Annotated in this window: 12 protein-coding genes; all 12 read left to right on the top strand. The window is 61.4% G+C overall.

Features of this window, described 5'->3' with window-relative positions:
* Window positions 1–1,110 carry a flagellar basal body P-ring protein FlgI gene (locus CAF65_RS15470; protein WP_085717036.1) on the top strand — a complete coding sequence of 370 codons (1,110 nt, stop codon included), beginning with the start codon at window positions 1–3 and terminating at the stop codon, window positions 1,108–1,110.
* A gap of 11 nt (window positions 1,111–1,121) precedes the next feature.
* On the top strand, window positions 1,122–2,411 hold the full coding sequence (flgJ, locus tag CAF65_RS15465; RefSeq protein WP_085717035.1) for a flagellar assembly peptidoglycan hydrolase FlgJ: 1,290 nt from the start codon (window positions 1,122–1,124) through the stop codon (window positions 2,409–2,411).
* 22 nt (window positions 2,412–2,433) lie between these two features.
* Window positions 2,434–4,479 carry a flagellar hook-associated protein FlgK gene (flgK, locus tag CAF65_RS15460; protein ID WP_085717034.1) on the top strand — a complete coding sequence of 682 codons (2,046 nt, stop codon included), beginning with the start codon at window positions 2,434–2,436 and terminating at the stop codon, window positions 4,477–4,479.
* A gap of 13 nt (window positions 4,480–4,492) precedes the next feature.
* Entirely contained in the window at window positions 4,493–6,064 is a 1,572-nt protein-coding gene (locus tag CAF65_RS15455) for a flagellar hook-associated protein 3 (RefSeq protein ID WP_085717033.1), read from the top strand.
* Between the two features lie 115 nt (window positions 6,065–6,179).
* On the top strand, window positions 6,180–9,773 hold the full coding sequence (locus CAF65_RS15450) for a glycosyltransferase (RefSeq protein ID WP_085717032.1): 3,594 nt from the start codon (window positions 6,180–6,182) through the stop codon (window positions 9,771–9,773).
* A 1,113-nt stretch (window positions 9,774–10,886) separates the two neighbouring features.
* Entirely contained in the window at window positions 10,887–11,660 is a 774-nt protein-coding gene (gene rfbF, locus CAF65_RS15445) for a glucose-1-phosphate cytidylyltransferase (RefSeq protein ID WP_085717031.1), read from the top strand.
* The gene (gene rfbG, locus CAF65_RS15440) at window positions 11,642–12,724 is read left to right on the top strand and encodes a CDP-glucose 4,6-dehydratase (RefSeq protein ID WP_085717030.1); all 1,083 of its coding nucleotides are present in this window, start codon (window positions 11,642–11,644) and stop codon (window positions 12,722–12,724) included. Before rfbF ends, rfbG begins: the two co-directional genes overlap by 19 nt.
* Window positions 12,721–13,281 (top strand): dTDP-4-dehydrorhamnose 3,5-epimerase family protein, encoded by a 561-nt coding sequence (locus CAF65_RS15435; protein WP_085717029.1) that lies wholly within the window; start codon window positions 12,721–12,723, stop codon window positions 13,279–13,281. The genes rfbG and CAF65_RS15435 overlap by 4 nt, the downstream gene beginning before the upstream one ends.
* Window positions 13,278–14,504 (top strand): class I SAM-dependent methyltransferase, encoded by a 1,227-nt coding sequence (locus CAF65_RS15430; RefSeq protein WP_085717028.1) that lies wholly within the window; start codon window positions 13,278–13,280, stop codon window positions 14,502–14,504. Before CAF65_RS15435 ends, CAF65_RS15430 begins: the two co-directional genes overlap by 4 nt.
* Window positions 14,501–15,622 carry a DegT/DnrJ/EryC1/StrS aminotransferase family protein gene (locus CAF65_RS15425; RefSeq protein WP_085717027.1) on the top strand — a complete coding sequence of 374 codons (1,122 nt, stop codon included), beginning with the start codon at window positions 14,501–14,503 and terminating at the stop codon, window positions 15,620–15,622. Before CAF65_RS15430 ends, CAF65_RS15425 begins: the two co-directional genes overlap by 4 nt.
* Window positions 15,619–16,284: an acetyltransferase gene (locus tag CAF65_RS15420; RefSeq protein WP_085717026.1), complete on the top strand. Its 666-nt coding sequence runs from the start codon at window positions 15,619–15,621 to the stop codon at window positions 16,282–16,284. The genes CAF65_RS15425 and CAF65_RS15420 overlap by 4 nt, the downstream gene beginning before the upstream one ends.
* A 29-nt stretch (window positions 16,285–16,313) precedes the next feature.
* Complete coding sequence (locus CAF65_RS15415; protein ID WP_085717025.1) at window positions 16,314–17,042, top strand: cephalosporin hydroxylase family protein; 729 nt, start codon at window positions 16,314–16,316, stop codon at window positions 17,040–17,042.
* Window positions 17,043–17,080: the final 38 nt, after the last annotated feature.

Below are 17,080 nucleotides of genomic sequence, written 5' to 3'. Positions count from 1 at the left end.
ATGTTGAACTTCAAACGCCTTATGGTGGGCGCCCTGTTGCTGTCCGTGGCCTTCGATGCTCAAGCCGAGCGCCTGAAGGACATCGCCAGCATTTCCGGCGTGCGTTCCAACCAATTGATCGGCTACGGCCTGGTGGTCGGGCTTAACGGCACCGGTGACCAGACGACGCAAACCCCGTTCACCCTGCAGACCTTCAACAACATGCTCTCGCAGTTCGGCATCAAGGTGCCGCCGGGCTCGGGCAACGTGCAGTTGAAGAACGTCGCGGCGGTGTCGATCAGTGCCGATCTGCCAGCGTTCGCCAAGCCGGGGCAGCAGGTCGATATCACCGTTTCGTCCATCGGTAACTCCAAGAGTCTGCGCGGCGGCACCTTGCTGCTGACGCCACTCAAAGGTATCGACGGCAACGTCTATGCGGTGGCCCAGGGCAACCTGGTGGTCGGTGGTTTCGATGCGGAAGGTCGCGACGGCTCGAAGATTACCGTCAACGTTCCGTCGGCCGGTCGCATCCCCGGTGGTGCGTCGGTGGAGCGCGCGGTGCCGAGCGGTTTCAACCAGGGCAACAGCCTGACGCTGAACCTCAACCGTTCCGACTTCACCACCGCCAAGCGCATCGTCGACAAGATCAATGACATGCTCGGCCCTGGGGTGGCCCAGGCCATCGACGGTGGTTCGATTCGCGTCACCGCGCCGCTCGATCCGAGCCAGCGGGTCGACTATCTGTCGATCCTGGAGAACCTTGAGATCGATCCGGGCCAGGCGGTGGCGAAAGTCATCATCAACTCCCGGACCGGCACCATCGTGATCGGTCAGAACGTCAAGGTTTCTCCGGCCGCTGTGACCCACGGCAGTCTGACCGTGACCATTACCGAAGACCCGATCGTCAGCCAGCCCGGTCCTCTGTCCAATGGCACGACGGCGGTCGTGCCGCGTTCGAAGGTCAATGCCCAGCAGGAAGCCAAGCCGATGTTCAAATTCGGCCCTGGCACCACCCTCGACGAGATCGTGCGGGCGGTGAACCAGGTCGGCGCGGCACCGGGTGACTTGATGGCCATTCTTGAAGCGCTGAAGCAGGCCGGTGCCCTGCAAGCCGACCTGATCGTGATCTGAGGACGGCCATTGTGGATATGCGCAAGAGCGGTCTGGTCAGCAGCAGTGATTCGGGCTCCTATTCGGACCTGAACCGTCTGAATCAGCTCAAGGTCGGCGACAAGAACAGTGACGGCAACCTGCGCAAGGTGGCGCAGGAGTTCGAATCGCTGTTCCTCGGGGAAATGCTCAAGTCGATGCGCTCGGCCACTGAAGCGCTGGGGCAGGACAATCCGATGAACACCCCGGCGGCCAAGCAGTATCAGGAAATGTACGACCAGCAACTGGCCGTTTCCATGTCCCGCGAGGGTGGCGGTATCGGCCTGGCGGACGTGCTGATGCGCCAGATGTCGAAGAACAAACCATTGGCGCCGGGCGAGGCGGCCGCTGCGTCGCTGGCCAAGCAAGAGGCCGCGAAAGCAGCCGTGCAAACGCCGGTGGCGGCCGGTACGGTGGCGATCAATGGTCCGTTGTCGCGCGTCAATGGTCAGCGTCCATTGTGGGCTTCACGATCGGTCCATGCGCCGCAAGAGGCGGGCGAGGGTGGTCATCGCAATGACATGGCACTGATCAACCAGCGACGCCTGGCATTGCCGCCGAAGCTGGCGGATCGTCTGCTGGCAGGGCTGGTGCCTTCGGCGACGCCCGCTGCCACGACGACGGTCAACAGGACACCGTTGCCTGAGCGCACGACGACCACCGGCTCAGGACCGCTGTACAACGGCGACTGGCTGGCGAACGCGCAGCAGGCTTCCACCACAGGCATGCAGATTTACGGTCGCGCCATGGCGCAGATCCCTCTGGCGCCGCCGAAGAAAGCCTTCAGCTCCGCCGACGATTTCGTCAATACCATGTTGCCGATGGCCAGGGAAGCGGCGGCCCGGATCGGTGTCGACCCACGTTACCTGGTGGCGCAGGCGGCCCTGGAAACCGGTTGGGGCAAATCGGTCATGCGCCAGCAGGATGGCAGCAGCAGCCACAACCTGTTCGGCATCAAGGCCGGCAACAGCTGGCAGGGTAATTCGGCGCGGGCGATCACCAGCGAATTCAGGAACGGGCAGATGGTCAAGGAGACGGCCGAGTTCCGTTCCTACGACTCCTACAAGGACAGTTTCCATGACCTTGTGACTTTGCTGCAGACCAATAATCGCTATCAAGATGTCGTGAAGTCGGCCGATAACCCAGAACAGTTTGTACGCGAGTTGCAGAAGGCCGGTTACGCAACCGACCCGGACTACGCAAGCAAGATTTCGCAGATAGCCAAGCAGATGACGAGTTACCAGAACTACGCTGCGGCGGGCGTTTCCACCACGCCTTTATAGGCACAAGGTATAAGGTCGAATCATGAGTTTGCTCAATATCGGGATGTCGGGGCTGAGTGCTGGCCATAACTCGTTGGTGACGACCGGCAACAACATTGCCAACGTCGACACCGCTGGGTACTCGCGCCAGCAATCTGTGCAGAGCACCAAAGGCTCGATTCAGTACGGCAACGTGTTCATCGGTACCGGCACGACGCTGGCCGATGTACGTCGCGTGTATAACTCGTATCTCGATTCGCAGCTGCGTACCGCCACCTCGCTCGACAGCGAAGCGACGTCGTACAACGCGCAGGCCACTCCGCTGGACGCCACGCTTTCCGATAGCAACACCGGGCTGACCGGTGTGCTGCAAAAGTTCTTTACCTCGATGCAGGGCGTTTCGACGTCGGCCACCGACGACACGTCCCGCCAGTCGGTGCTGACCGGTGCCCAGGCGTTGTCCGCCCGTTTCAATTCGATTGCCAAGCAGTTGAACGACCAGAACACCAACCTGAATGGCAGCCTGGGCGACATGGCGGATCAGGTGAACAAGCTGTCCTCCACGATTGCCACGCTCAACCAGAAGATTTCCGAGCTCTCCACCGGCACCAACCAGCCGAACGACCTGCTGGACTCGCGCAACGAAGCCGTGCGCCAACTGTCCGAGCTGGTCGGTACCCAGGTGGTCGAGCGTGGCAACAGCTATGACATCTACATCGGCAGCGGTCAGCCACTGGTGGTCGGCAACACCACCAATACACTGCAAACCGTGCCGGGCAAAGATGATCCATCGCGCATGGCGCTGCAGCTCAACCGTGGCTCCAGCACCATCGATGTGACCTCGGTGGTCAGCGGCGGTAAAATCGGTGGTCTGCTGACTTACCGCAAGGAAGTGCTGGACCCTTCGCTCAATGAGCTGGGGCGAGTAGCACTGGTGGTCGCTGACCAGATCAACAGCCAGCAGGCGCAAGGCATCGACAAGAACGGTGATTTCGGCGCGGCGATCTTCAACAACATCAACAGTGCCGCGCTGGTCAGTCAGCGCAGCATTGCGGCGGCGGGCAACAGTGCCGGTTCCGGCAACCTGGATGTCACCATCAAGGACACCGGCAAGCTGACCACCAGCGACTATCAGGTGACGTTCACCAGCGGGACCAATTACACCGTCAAGCGTTCGGACGGCACCGACATGGGCGCGTTCAGCACCACGACGACCCCGGCTCCGGTGATCGACGGCTTCAGCCTGAACCTGAACGGCGGTGCGCTGAGCGCCGGCGATTCGTTCAAGGTGACGCCAACCCGAGGCGCGGCGGCCAGTATCCAGACCGTGCTCACCGACCCGAAAAAAATCGCGGCCGCAGCACCCTTGACCGGCGTGACCAGTGCCAACAACAGCGGCACCTACACCCAGCCGACGCTGACCAGCACCATCGATATCTACAACCCGGCGGCCCAGGCGGAAATGCAGGCCGCGCTCAAGTACTCGACGCCGGTCAAACTGGTTTTCGGAGCGGCCAGCGGCGGTAGCCAGAACTACAACATGGTCGATGCCAAGGGCAACTCGATCGGCACCGGCACCATCGTTCCCGGCCAGAGCAACACGCTGAACCTGAAAGTGGGCATGGTCGATGCCAGCGGTGCTCCAGTCATGGACACCAGCGTCACGCCGGCGGTGCAGAAGACCTTCACCGTGCAGACCACGGTCGGCGCCACGCCAGCCAGCGGCGAAAGCTTCACCATCAACCTGACCGGCGCGGCGTCTTCGGACAACCGTAACGCCCAGGCGTTGGTGGGACTGCAAACCAGACAGACTGTAGACACCGGCACGGCGAGCAAGGGCATCAGCCTGACCGATGCCTACAACAAGCTGGTGACCAACGTCGGTGCCAAGGCGGCCCAGGGCAAATCCGACAGCGACGCCACCACGGCGATCCTGGCCAACGCCAAAGGGGCGCGGGATTCGAACTCCGGGGTCGACCTGGATGAAGAAACCGGCAACCTGGTCAAGTACCAGCAGTACTACACCGCGTCTTCGCAGATCATCAAGGCTGCGCAGGAAATTTTCACCACGCTGATCAACAGCCTTTAAGGAGTCGTAATTCATGCGCATTTCCACCGCCCAGTATTACGAAATCACCGCTGCGAACTACCAGCGCAACTTCAACAAGGCCATCGCCACCAGCAACGAAGCCAGCAGCCTGACCCGCATCAATACCGCCGCCGATGATCCGATCGGTGCCGGTCGTTTGCTGCAGCTGGGTCAGCAGAGCGCGATGCTTGATCAGTACGGCACCAACATCCAGAGCACCAAGAGTGCGTTGAGCCTGCAGGAAACCACGCTCAGCTCCATCGGCACCGCTTTGCAGCGCGCCAAGGAACTGGCCCTCGCCGCCAGCAACGGCATTGCCACCGACGCGGACCGCAAGGCCTATGCTTCGGAACTGGGGCAGATCCAGCAACAAGTGCTGGGCCTGATGAACTCCAAGGACGCGAACGGCAATTACCTGTTCTCCGGTTCGAAAACCGACACTGCGCCTTACTCGCAGAACTCGGACGGCACCTACAGCTACAACGGCGACCAGACCACCGTCGACCTTGGCATTGGCGATGGCATGACGGTCGGGACCAACACCACCGGTTGGGATGCGTTCCAGCAGACCATCAATACCGGTCGCACCCAGACCACCATGACCGCGCCGGTAGTGGATGACGGGCGCGTGGTGCTGTCCAACGGTACGGTCGGCACCAGCTCTACCTACAACGCGAAGTTCTCTGGCGGTCAGCCCTACACCGTCAGTTTCCTCAGCAGCACCCAGTTGATGATCACCGACGCGCTGGGTAACGACGTGACCGCCGAAGCCAGCCAGAATGGCGTCATCAGCAACGCCAACGGGGCCAACCAGACGGTCAGTTTCCGTGGCGTTGACCTGAAGCTGAACATCAACCTCAAATCCACTGATACCAACCCGGATGCGGTGATCGCCGGTCACAGTTTCAATCTGTCTTCCACCTCGGATAGCTTCAACACGTCGCGCGGTGCCGGTAACGCGTCGACCGCGGTCATCACCGGTTCCAGCGTGACGAGCCCGACGGCGTACACCAACGCTTTTCCGTCGGGCGGGGCGATCCTGAAGTTCACCAGCGCGACCAATTTTGACCTGTATGCGGCGCCGATCACCGCCGACAGCAGGCCGGTGTCTTCGGGCACCGTGTCGGGCGGCAACGCCACCGCTGCGGGCGTGACGTTTGCCTTGGGCGGTGGCGCCCCGGCGTCCGGCGACCAGTTCGTGATTCAGTCCAATAACCACCAGACCCAGAACGTGCTCGACACCTTGGGCCAGATGATTACCGCGCTGAACACGCCGATCGACAGCGATCCAGCGGCCAAGCAGAAGTTTCTGGGCGCCATGGAATCGGGAATGGGCAACATCGACAGTGCGGCCAACCAGATCGGCTCGGCCATCACCACGATCGGTGCCCGCGGTCAGGCGCTGGATAACCAGATCGCGACCAACGAGAGCCTGACCCTGGCGAACACTGCGAGCCAGTCGTCGATTCGCGATTCGGACCCGGCCGAAGTCATGACTCGCCTGACCTTGCAGCAGACCATGCTGCAGGCGGCGCAGCTGGCGTTCAGCAAGATTTCCCAGCTGGGCCTGTTCAACAAGATCTGACGGCGGTCGGGCGCGCAGGCGCCCGATGGCCTTGCCCCTTCAGTATTTATCGTCTTTTTTGCGGTAACAAAGGGCTCGCTTTTCAGGGCGGGCTCGCACCGCCTGTGAGCCCGCCGTGAATTCACTCCCGCTTGTCAGCCTGGTCATTCCTGCCTTCAATCCACGCTTCTTCGGTCGTGCCTTGCACACGGCTGTGAGTCAGAGCTACGGCAATCTGGAGATCATCGTTTGCGATGACAGTCGCGGTCATGAGATCGAAGAGATCGTGGCTTCGGTGGTTGAACAGGGCGCGACAGTACGTTATGTGCGAAATCCGCGAACCCTGGGGCTGGTGGGTAACCTGCAAGCCTGCCTGGAGCAGGCGCAAGGCGAGTACATCAAGTTTCTTTGTGATGATGATCAGTTGTTCTCGGCCTGTATCGAGCGTCAGGCCCAGGCGCTTATCGACTGCGCCGACGTCAACCTGGTCGTGGCCCAGCGGCTGCTCTGGGATGCCGACGACATGCCGCTGCCTTCGCGCCTGGAGAACACCCCGCTTTCCCCGGTGGGCGGGGTGTTCAAGGGCGAGGACCTGCTGGCGATCTTCGAAAACTTCCCGGTCAACATCCTTGGTGGCTTCAGCAACGCGATGTTCCGTCGGGCTGACGTGCTCGAACTGTTCCCGGCACTGACTCAGCCCGGCCATTGCTTCGTCGCGACCCTCGATTTCGCCTTGTACGTCTGCCTGATGCGGCGCGGCAATCTGGCGGTGTCCAATCACGTGCTCGGCGTCGAGCGCCTGTACCCGGAACGTTTGAGCGGCCAGCAGGCGATGAAGGACGCGGCCGAAACCGAGCGGCAGTGGCTGTCGCAGATGCTCAAGGCCCGTGGCGGCGAATCTGCGCCGGCGCAGGGTTGGGTGCGCTATGTGCCACTGACCAAAGTGGACGAGTCGCCGCGGGTTTGGGAAGAGTTGCCGTTGAGCCGGACCCTGGGTACAAAACAGACCACCCAGGACTGGCATGTCGGCATCGCCAGTGTCAGTTTTGCGCAACTGTATGCCCAATGGCTGGCGTGCCGCACGCTTACCGACGGTCAGCGCGAGCTGCTGGCGGATACGCTGGAAGCCTGGCCAGGCAGACCCAAGATCGTTCCGATCATCATCGATGAGCATGGCAGCCGTTCGGCACTGGCGCTCACCCTGCAATCGCTGGCCGACCAGGATTATGCCCCTGAACTGACACTGGTGCTGTCGGCATCCTGTACGCAAGCCGGGCTGGACGAGCGTGTCTTCCGCTTGCCGTTGCAGGACGACTGGCAGCAGCAGATCAACACCCTGTTGCCGCAACTGGAAGGCGCTGGCTGGTTCTATCTGTTGCGTGCCGGTGATCGCCTGGTGGCGCCGGCCTTGCTGATCATGGCTGAACGAATTGCACTGTCGCGCACGCTGACCTGCCTGTACAGCGACGAAGGTGGGCTGCATCAGGGGGAATCGGCCGAGCCTGCATTCAAGCCGGACTTCAACCTGGATCTCATGCGCAGCTACCCCTACGTGGGGAGAGCGCTGGCATTCGAGCGCGAGCAATTCCTGGCGCTGGGCGGTTTCGATTCGGCATACGGCGAACTGGCGCCACACGATGTGTTGTGGCGCATGGTCGAGCATAGTGGCACGCACGTGGTCGGGCACATTTCGGAGGTGCTGCTGGAGTCGGCGTTCGACCTGACCAAATGGCTGTCGCTGCCGGAAGTGGTGGATACCAATCCGCGATTGCTTGAGGCGCACTTGCATCGCCTGGGTGTCGCCCACGACATTCGCCAGGGCAGTTCGGAACTGCTCAATCGGATCGACTATCACCATGCCGAACGGCCGTTGGTGTCGATCGTTATCGTCAGTAAAGATCAGACCCTGGCATTGCAACGGTGTGTCGAGAGCCTGTTGGAGAAAACGGCCTACGGCGAATACGAGTTGCTGTTGGTGGACAACGGCAGCGAGAGCGCCGAGGCGCTTGACTGGTTCGCCGGCATGGCGCAACTGGGCAGCGACCGGATCCGGGTGTTGCGCTGTGAGATGCAAGGCAATGCGGCGGCGGTGCGCAATTTCGCCGTGCGGCAGGCTGCTGGCGATTACGTCCTGATACTCAATCCCTACACGGTGATCACCCAGGCTGAATGGCTGGGCGAATTGCTCAATCATGCACAGCGTCCGGAAGTCGGCGTGGTGGGTGCCAAGTTGTTCAACCCCGATGGCCGCGTGCTGCATGCCGGCCTGATTCTCGGGTTGCAAGGGCCGGCCGGCGTGCCATTCCATGGCGAGATGCTGCACGCAGCGGGCTACATGTACCGCTTGCAGGTTGCCCACGATTTCAGTGCCGTCGGCGGTGATTGCCTGATGGTTCGAAAGGCGGTCTTTGAGGCGGTCGGTGGCCTGGATGAGCAGGGCCTGGCGCAGTCCCTCAACGAGGTGGACCTGTGTTTGCGTATCGGCCAGGAAGGTTATCTGGTGGTCTGGACGCCTCATGCTCAACTGGCGTTGGGCGTGCAACCGGCGGTGGTTGCACAAGAGGGTGACCAGGCCCGCAGCGAACAGGAGCAGGAAGTTTTCTATAAACGCTGGCTGCCGATCGTGGCCCGTGATCCGGCCTACAACACCAACCTGGCGTTGCAGGGATTGGGTGGGGCAAGCTTCAGTCTCGAGCCTGGTTTGCGCTCCGGTTGGAGCCCGTTTTCCAAGGCTCAGTTGCCGAAGATTCTCGCGTTGCCGGTCAACGCATCCGCTATCGGCCATTACCGGGTCACACAACCGTTGATTGAGCTGGAGGCGGCCGGCAGGGCACTGGGGCGCATTCATTACAACTTGCCGACCATCATCGAAGTCGAGCGTCTTTCGCCTGACGTGATCATCTTGCAGGGGCGCTATTCCGAAGGTCCGATCAACGAAATCCCGAGCCTGCAAAAATACTCCAGTGCGCGACGCATCTATGAGCTGGATGACTTTGTGATCAACGTTCCGCACCGCAATGCGCATATCCGCAACATGCCGGGCAAGGACGAAATGGAGAAGCTGGTCCGGCGCGCCATCGGCATGTGCGATCGCGTGGTGGTCTCCACCGAGCCGCTGGGCAACGCGCTGTCGGACATGCATCACGACATTCGCGTGGTGCCCAACATGTTGGCGTCGCACTTGTGGACCGACTTGCGCAGTCAGCGCCGCACGTCGAAAAAGCCTCGTGTCGGCTGGGGTGGCGGCACCAGCCACCACGGTGACCTGGCGGTCATTGCTGATGTGGTCCGTGAATTGGCCAACGAAGTCGACTGGGTATTCTTCGGCATGTGCCCGGACGATTTGCGCCCGTACATGCACGAGTTTCACGGGGTGATCGGGCTGGATGTGTACCCGGCCAAGCTGGCCAGCCTGAACCTGGATCTGGCATTGGCACCGTTGGAGTTCCACATCTTCAACGATTGCAAGAGCAACCTGCGGCTGCTGGAGTATGGCGCTTGCGGTTACCCGGTGATCTGCACCGACACCGAGGCCTATCGCGGTTACCTGCCGTGCACCCGGATCAAGACCAACTCCACGGATGAATGGCTGCAAGCGATCCGCATGCACCTGGCCGACCCGGACGCCAGCTATCGCATGGGCGATGAGTTACGCGAGATCGTGCTGCGTGACTACGTGCTGCGTGGCGACAACCTGCGCTACTGGGAAAATGGCTGGCTGGCGGACTGACCGTTCGCGCATCCATCCCGACCAGGCAGGCGACGTTGAGTCGCCTGCCTTTTTTTTGGGTTCATCACGGATTAGCGGGGAAGATTGGCGTTGGCGTTGGCGTTGGCGTTGGCGTTGGTTTTGTGAGTTGTGAGTCGTGAGTTGTGAGTTGTGAGCTTATCCATTTGCCGAGGTGACGCTGAATCACCTTTGCGCCCTTACGGCGCCTTACTTTTTTCAGTCGAAAAAAAAGTAAGCAAAAATTCTCGCCCCGGCGTCCGGCCCCTCGCCAAGGCTCGGGGTTCCTTCGCTCCGGCATTCATCCGGGGGCATTGCTCTACGGTTTGCTTCGCTGCACCTCCCTGCAATGTGTGCGACTTCGCCGCACGGCGCTGCGCGCCCATCCCCGGATGAACGCCTCCACTCAGCCTTCCGAAGGGGCGGGTGGATCAAGATCAAAAGCACAATTCGCTGCGCTCTTGCTTTTGGAGCGCGGTGGGTCTGTGGGCTGTGGGCTGTGGGCTGTGGGCTGTGGGCTTTGGGCTTTGGGCTTTGCTTTGGCTTTGGCTTTTGATCTGAATGCCCCGTTAACCAGAAGGGCCGAGTGGAGGTGTTGCGTAGGGGGGGAGTGCGTCAGCACCTTCGGCGTAGCCGAAGTCGCGAGATGTAGAGTTGCTTGCAACTCGGAGGCCGCGATACCCCGTAGCGACACCGGAGCGAGGGAACCCGAAGCGCAGCGTAGGGCCCCTGGTGGGGCAAGAATTTTTGCTTACTTTTTTTTCGACTGAAAAAAGTAAGGCGCCGTAAGGGCGCAAAGGTGATTCAGCGCCACCCTGGCAAATGGATAATCTCGCAGCACTCACAGCTACAGAGCAAAAACCTTTCCCGACAATCCGAGAAGAACCTTTTTTTTGCGTCAGACTTCGCGATTACCGTTGAGGTTGCCCGCTGCGCTTTCCCCGATAGCGGATTGAAAGAGCTGGCGCGTTTCCTGCAAGTCCCCCTTATATCGCCATAAAACGAGCACTTCCGGTGAATCCGGACGTGCCCTGAACGGCGGCAGGTTTAACCCGGATGGCCCGCAAAAGCTTGATACAGCTTGGCTGAGCCCTGTGACGAACAAGAGGGAAAGGGATGAAGGCAGTTATTTTGGCGGGTGGCCTGGGTACGCGGATCAGCGAGGAGTCGCACCTCAAGCCCAAGCCGATGATCGAGGTCGGCGGCAAGCCAATTCTCTGGCACATCATGAAACAGTATTCCGCTCATGGAATCCACGATTTCGTGATCTGCCTTGGCTACAAGGGCTATGCGATCAAGGACTTCTTCGCCAATTATTTCCTGCACACCTCCGACGTCACGTTCGACATGCGCAACAACCGCATGGATGTTCACCAGAACTACAGCGAGCCATGGCGCGTCACGCTGATCGACACCGGCGAAGAGACCATGACCGGCGGCCGGTTGCGCCGTGCCCGCCGCTACCTCGAAGACGAACAGGCGTTCTGCTTCACCTATGGCGACGGCGTGTCGGACCTCAACATCGGTGCGTTGGTGGATTTCCATCTCAAGCACGGAAAACTGGCGACCGTCACCGCGGTGCAACCACCCGGACGCTACGGCGCGCTCAATCGCGATGGCGACAAGGTCCTGGGTTTCACCGAAAAGCCTCGCGGTGATGGTGGCTGGATCAATGGCGGGTTCTTCGTCCTCTCGCCCAAGGTCCTGCCGCTGATCGAGGGCGACGACACCTCGTGGGAATCCGGCCCGCTGGATGGCCTGGCCGAACGCGGCGAACTCATGGCGTTCCAGCACGACGGTTTCTGGCAGCCGATGGACACCCTGCGTGACAAGAACCACCTCGAGGCGTTGTGGCAGAGCGGGGAGGCCCCATGGAAGCAATGGGGCTGAGCACGCAATTCTGGCGCGGCAAGCGGGTGCTGGTCACCGGCCACACCGGCTTCAAGGGCAGCTGGCTGACGTTATGGCTGCAAAGCCTGGGCGCCGAGGTCAGCGGGTTTTCCCTTGATCCGTCCACCGAACCGAGCCTGTTCGAACTGGCTCGCGTTCACGAAGGTATCAATGATCAGCGCGGTGACCTGCGTGACCTGGGGGCCTTGCTTGAGCTGATCGCCGAGACCCAGCCGGAAATCGTCCTGCACCTGGCGGCCCAGCCGCTGGTGCGCGAAGGTTACCGCGACCCGTTGGGCACGTATTCCAGCAACGTCATGGGCACCCTCAACCTGCTCGAGGCGATCCGTCAGGTGGGTGGCGTGCGTGCCTGCGTGCTGGTGACTACCGACAAGGTCTACGCCAATCAGGAATGGCTGTGGCCGTACCGCGAAAACGAAGCGTTGGGCGGTCACGATCCCTACAGCAGCAGCAAGGCTTGCTGCGAATTGCTGGCGCAATCCTATGCCGCCTCGTTCTTTGCGCCTGAAAAGTACGCCGAGCATGGTCTGGCATTGGCCACGGCCCGCGCCGGCAACGTGCTCGGAGGTGGCGATTTCGCCCCTGAGCGGTTGATTCCCGACGTGCTGCGGGCGTGGTCGGCGGATGAGCCGGTGACCTTGCGCTATCCGCAGGCGGTGCGCCCATGGCAACACGCACTGGAACCGCTGGCCGGCTATCTGCAACTGGCTGCCCGCTTGTTTGAGCAGGGCCCGGAATTCGCCGGGGCGTGGAATTTCGGTCCCGGTGAAGCGGACATGTGCAGCGTCGGTGAAGTGGTCGAACTGCTCGCCAGCCGCTGGCCGCAGGCACGCGGGCTACGCATCGAACCGAGCGATATGCATGAGGCCGGCCTGTTGCGTCTGGACAGCAGCCGCGCCCGTCAATTGCTTGGTTGGCAAGCTCGCTGGTCGTTGCAGCAGTGCCTGACCCAGACCCTGGATTGGCATCTGGCGTGGCAGAACGGCGATGACATGCGCGCCATCAGCCTGGCGCAATTGAACCTGTACCGAGGCGTGCTGTGAGCGAACTTCTATTGAGGGCGCTGCCACTGAACGGTTTGTTCTGCGTGCAGCACAAACGTTTCGAGGACGAGCGCGGGCACTTCTCCCGGTTGTTTTGCGAAGGCAGCCTCAGTGCGTTTGGCCAGGCGTTTCATATCCGCCAGATCAATCACTCCTGCACCCGCGAACGCGGCAGCGTGCGTGGCCTGCATTACCAGAATGCCCGTGCCCCGGAAGCCAAGTTGATCACTTGCCTGCGCGGTGAAGTCTGGGATGTCGCGGTGGATTTGCGTCCCGACTCCGAGACCTTCCTGCATTGGCACGCCGAACACCTGCGTGTCGGTGATGGCCGCAGCCTGTTGATTCCGGCCGGGTTCGCCCATGGCTTCCAGGCCCTGAGCGCCGACGCCGAGCTGCTTTACCTGCACAGCAACGACTACACGCCGGAACACGAGGGCGGGTTGTCGGTGCTCGATCCACGGCTGGCGATTGCCTGGCCGTTGCCTGTCAATAATCTGTCGGTGCGCGATGCCAGCCATCCAGCGCTCGATGAACACTTCGCTGGAGTGCGTCTATGAACTGCCGTGGTTGCGCCGCTGCGCTGACCCTGCCGCTGATCGACCTGGGCACCTCGCCGCCGTCCAATGCCTACGTGCGTGTCGACCAGCTGGAGCAGACCGAACAATGGGTGCCGTTGAAGGTTGCCGTGTGCCAGCAATGCTGGCTGGTGCAAACGGAGGATTACACCAGCGCCGACAGCCTGTTCGATGCCGAGTACGCCTATTTCAGTTCGTTCTCCAGCACCTGGCTGGCCCATGCCGAGCGTTATGTGGCCGAGATGGTCGAGCGTTTCGGCCTGAGCGCCGACAGCCGCGTGGTGGAAGTCGCGGCCAACGACGGTTACCTGTTGCAGTACGTGGCCAGGCGCGGCATCCCTTGTCTGGGTGTCGAGCCGACCCGCAGCACCGCGCAAGCGGCGCGGGAAAAAGGCCTGGAGATTCGTGAACTGTTTTTCGGTCGCAATACCGCCGCGCAGTTGAAAAGCGAAGGCTGGAGCGCCGACTTGATGGCCGCCAACAACGTGTTGGCCCACGTCCCGGATATCAACGATTTCCTCGGCGGTTTCGCGACGTTGCTCAAACCGACGGGGGTGGCGACCTTCGAATTTCCGCAGTTGCTGACCCTGATGGCCGGCCAGCAGTTCGACACGCTGTACCACGAGCATTATTCCTACCTGTCGCTGACCGCTGTGCAGACGTTGTGCGAGCGCAATGGCCTGCAAGTATTCGACGTCAGTCAACTCTCGACCCATGGCGGTTCGCTGCGGGTGTTCGTCCAGCGCCTGGACGGCGAGCGTCGAGAAGTGCAGCCGGCGGTTCAGCAACAGCTACAGGCCGAACTCGCTGCCGGTGTGAAAACCCCGGAGTACTACGCGACCCTGGCACCCGCCGCCGAGCGCATCAAGCATGACCTGCTGCGCTTTTTGTTGCAGGCCAGGGCCGATGGCAAGCGCGTGGTCGGCTACGGTGCCGCCGCCAAGGGCAACACCCTGCTCAACTACGCCGGGGTCAGGCCGGACCTGCTCGCCTGGGTAGCCGATGCCAACCCGCACAAGCAAGGCAAGTACCTGCCCGGTAGCCGCATTCCGATTGTGTCGCCAGCACAGATCGACATCGAAAAACCGGACTACGTGCTGGTGCTGCCGTGGAACCTGCTGGATGAGATCACCCAGGCCTTTGCCGGCATTCGTGCATGGGACGGTCGTTTTGTCATTGCCATTCCCGAGTTGATCATTCGATGAGCCGAATTCATTACACCAAACCCAGTGTCGGTGAGCTGGAAGCTGACTATGTACTCGATGCCGTTCGCCATGGTTGGGGAGAGCGTTGCTACGAGTACCTGACGCGGTTCGAAAAGTCCTTTGCCGGGCACGTGGGAGCGACGTACGCGATTGCAACGTCCAGTTGCACCGGCGCGCTGCACATGGGGATGGCGGCGCTGGGCATCGGTGCCGGCGATGAGGTGATCCTCGCCGATACCAACTGGATCGCCTCGGCCGCGCCCATCACCTATCTGGGTGCGACGCCGGTGTTCGTCGACGTGCTGGCAGACAGTTGGTGCCTCGACCCGCAGCAGGTTAGACGGGCGATTACCCCAAGAACCAAAGCGATTCTGGCGGTGCACCTCTACGGCAATCTCTGCGACATGGATGCGTTGCTGGCCATCGGTCGCGAGTTTGGCCTGCCGGTCATCGAAGACGCAGCCGAGGCGATCGGCTCGCAGTGGCGCGGTCAGGCGGCCGGTTCGCTGGGCGCGTTCGGCGCGTTTTCCTTTCACGGCACCAAGACCATGACCACCGGTGAAGGCGGCATCTTCGTGACGTCGGACAAGGCCCTGTATGACCGCGTACTGACCCTGTCCAACCATGGCCGGGTGGCGGGCAGCAGCAAACAGTTCTGGCCGGATTTCCTCGGTTTCAAATACAAGATGAGCAACCTGCAAGCCGCCGTCGGTTGCGCACAGGTTGAGCGGATCGGCGAGCTCATCCAGCGCAAGCGAGCGATCTTCGCCCACTACGCCGACGCCCTGGCTTCCTTGCCGGGCCTGTCCATGAACCCCGAGCCGGAACATTCGCGTAACGGTTACTGGATGCCCACCGTCGTCTTTGACCGCGAACTGGGGATCACGCGGGACATGTTGATCGCAGCCTTCCAGGCCGCCGATATCGACGCCCGGGTGTTCTTCTGGCCGCTGTCGTCCTTGCCGATGTTCAGTGAACTGACGGCCGACTCGCCCGTGGCGCATTCGCTGCCGGAGCGCGCGATCAATCTGCCGAGCTACCACGACATGACCGATGACGATCAGCGCCGGGTCATCGAGGTGTTGCGCGCGCTGGTACTCAAAAGGACCCGGCTATGAAGGTTTACCTGCTGGGGGCGGCCAATCCTGAAGCGGTCCGGATGATCCTCACCCTGCAACGCAGCCAGCCGGACGTGAAGTTCGCCTTTCTCGACAACGATCCGGCGAAGCAAGGCACGCTGTTTTATGGCGTGCCGGTGGTGGGTGGCACCGACAAGGTGGCCGAGCTGAAAGGCCCCGACACACGCTTTGTCAATTTGATCACCGGCAGCACGGCGCTGCGCTACCGGACCACCTGCGAGATCGTCGAGGCCGGTGGCACCCTGGGCAATTTCATCCATCCGGGCATCGATCTGACGATGATCACGATGGGCGTCGGCACGTACCTGCAAGAAGGCGTGATCCTGCAGGCCCAAGTCAGCCTGGGCGATAACACCAGTATCAGCGCCGGCAGCGTAGTGGGACATGAGGGGCAGATCGGTCATTCGGTGTTCATGGCGCCAGGTGTCTGCATTGCCGGTTGTGTCGAGATCGGCGACGGCACCTTCATCGGCACCAACGCCACGATCCTGCCGCGATTGCGCATCGGCCGTTGGGTCACCATCGGTGCAGGCGCCGTGGTGACCAAGGACGTTCCAGACTATGCGGTTGTGGTGGGCAGTCCCGCCAGGACCATCAAGACCAATCCTGCTTCCTTTCAAGACGGTCGGGTTTTCAAGTAACCCCGCGACTAATTTCCGGAGAGTCTGTAATGAATCCTCATGAGCAGTTTCGTGAAGAAGTAAAAGAGAACATCGAAGGCCTGCAACAGGACAAAGCGTTGCAAGCCACGTCGCTGGACTGGGTTGGCACGACCGCCAGGCACAAGTACACCTACAACTTCAGCTGGATGGGCCGCCCGATCATTCAGTTCCCCCAGGACATGGTCGCCATGCAGGAGATCATCTGGGCGCTGCGGCCGGACATCATCGTCGAGACCGGTATCGCCCACGGCGGTTCGCTGGTGTTTTACGCCTCGATGCTGGAACTGATCGGCCACGGCGAAGTGCTGGGCGTCGACATCGATATCCGCCAGCACAACCGTGAGGCAATCGAAGCGCACCCGATGAGCAAGCGGATCCGGATGATTCAGGGGTCGAGCATTGACCCTGCGATCGTCGATCAGGTTCGCCAGCGCGTCGAAGGCAAGAAAGTGCTGGTGGTCCTGGACTCCAACCACACCCACGAGCACGTTCTGGAAGAGCTGCGGGCCTATGCTCCGATGGCCTCGGTGGGCAGCTACTGCGTGGTGATGGATACCGTGGTTGAAGACATGCCGGAGGACGCCTTCCCGGACCGCCCGTGGGGCAAGGGCGACAACCCGAAGACCGCGGTATGGGCTTACCTGGAGGAAAACCGTGATTTTGAAATCGACCAGGCCATTCACAGCAAGCTGCTGATCACCGTCGCGCCGGACGGCTATCTGCGTCGCGTGCGGTAATCGACAAGACATCGTTGGTTTTTTCGGCGATTCGCCGT

The sequence above is a fragment of the Pseudomonas sp. B28(2017) genome, assembly GCF_002113025.1.
Taxonomy (GTDB): domain Bacteria; phylum Pseudomonadota; class Gammaproteobacteria; order Pseudomonadales; family Pseudomonadaceae; genus Aquipseudomonas.
Note: the sequence above shows the minus strand (reverse complement) of the source record. Positions and strands in the feature narration are given on the sequence as shown.